The organism is Mesorhizobium sp. M7A.F.Ca.US.002.01.1.1 (assembly GCF_004022955.1).
Lineage (GTDB): Bacteria > Pseudomonadota > Alphaproteobacteria > Rhizobiales > Rhizobiaceae > Mesorhizobium > Mesorhizobium ciceri.
The window spans coordinates 1-1369 of sequence record NZ_RZQE01000858.1 but is presented as its reverse complement, the minus strand read 5'-3'; the positions used below and the strand labels follow the sequence as shown (position 1 = coordinate 1369).

1 protein-coding gene and 2 pseudogenes are annotated in these 1369 nt (G+C 61.8%); 1 reads left to right on the top strand and 2 read right to left on the bottom strand.

From position 1 onward, the window contains the following. A pseudogene (locus tag EN932_RS39395) lies at positions 1–159 on the bottom strand (DUF445 domain-containing protein); the annotation flags it as partial. A 276-nt stretch (positions 160–435) separates the two neighbouring features. On the opposite strand from EN932_RS39395, the gene rirA reads away from it, so the two are divergent. Continuing rightward, entirely contained in the window at positions 436–900 is a 465-nt protein-coding gene (rirA, locus tag EN932_RS36185; protein WP_013531245.1) for an iron-responsive transcriptional regulator RirA, read from the top strand. A 123-nt stretch (positions 901–1023) separates the two neighbouring features. On the opposite strand, the pseudogene EN932_RS36180 reads toward rirA, so the two are convergent. Then, a pseudogene (locus EN932_RS36180) lies at positions 1024–1369 on the bottom strand (iron ABC transporter); the annotation flags it as partial.

Here is a 1369-nt window from a genome sequence, read left to right as displayed (position 1 = left end):
CGCATGGATGTGCTCGAACGATTTGGCGAGCGCAAACACCAGTACGCAAAGCGCCAGCGCGGCCGCCGCGAGGAATTTCGTCCGCCGCAACGCGGAAAGCTTCGCATCCGCTTCGGCATCGAAACGGACCGGCGTCAAGGGCGAAGCCGATTGTGACATGGGTGAGCCGCTCCTCGTCGATCTCAGCCTATCTAGTGTTCCGACGGCCGAAATACCCGCGACAGCCGGTTTCGCCCGGCATCTTGCCCGGCTGCGCACACAAAGTTGAGGAGAAAATTCATCTATCGCGCCAAGCTAGTCTGGAATTATTCCAAGGTATAGGCCATATTCCGCCTGGGCCAATGTGGCGAATCCGGAATTTCGGGTCAAAGCCGCATCAGCAAAATTTCCAGATCTGGCGTGGGTTGCACCGCCCCAGTGCCTTGTGAGGACAATATGCGGCTTACGCGCCAGACCAACTATGCCATGCGCATCTTGATGTATTGCGCGGCAAATGACGACCGATTGAGCCGTATTCCCGAGATCGCGGCCGCCTATTCGGTGTCGGAGCTTTTCCTGTTCAAGATCCTGCAGCCGCTGGTCGAGCACGGCCTCGTCCAGACCGTGCGTGGCAGGAATGGCGGCGTCAAACTTGGCCGGGCGGCCGAAGCCATCAGCCTGTTCGATGTCGTGCGCGTGACGGAAGAGAGCTTCGCCATGGCCGAATGCTTCGAGAACGATGCCGCCGAATGCCCGCTCGTCGACAGCTGCGCGCTGAACTCGGCGCTGCGCGAGGCCCTGAATGCGTTTTTCGCAGTGCTCGCCCGCTATACGATCGCCGATCTGGTAGCGGCGCGGCCGAATGTACGCAACCTGCTCGGCATCGACATGCTGATGGAGCGCCGCGCCCCGGCTGCCTAGCGTATTTCTCCCCGTTCTACGGAGAGAAATGCCCGGCAGGGCAATGAGGGGCGGCGCCGACTTCGACAATTGGCGGGAGAAGCGCAGGAAACCGCCATTCGCAGGCCCGGCCTCACCTGAATATCAATAGACCGCCGACTGCGGCAGCACGAACGGCATATTGCCCGCCGGCAGCACGCCGACCCTGAGCCGGCAGTCGAACACTTTCTCGATCAGATCATCGCTCAGCACGTCCCGCGGCGATCCGGCGGCGGCCAGCCGGCCGCGATGCATGACGAAGATCCGCTCCGCATACATGGCCGTCAGATTGAGGTCATGCAGGATGGCGACCACGCCACCGCCCCTTCTGGCGAAGTCGCGGGCAATGTTCATGATGATCAGCTGGTGCTTGATGTCGAGGCTGGACACTGGCTCGTCGAGGAACAGAAAGCGCGGCTTGCCGTCGAGCACCGGCGCCCAGACCTGGCAC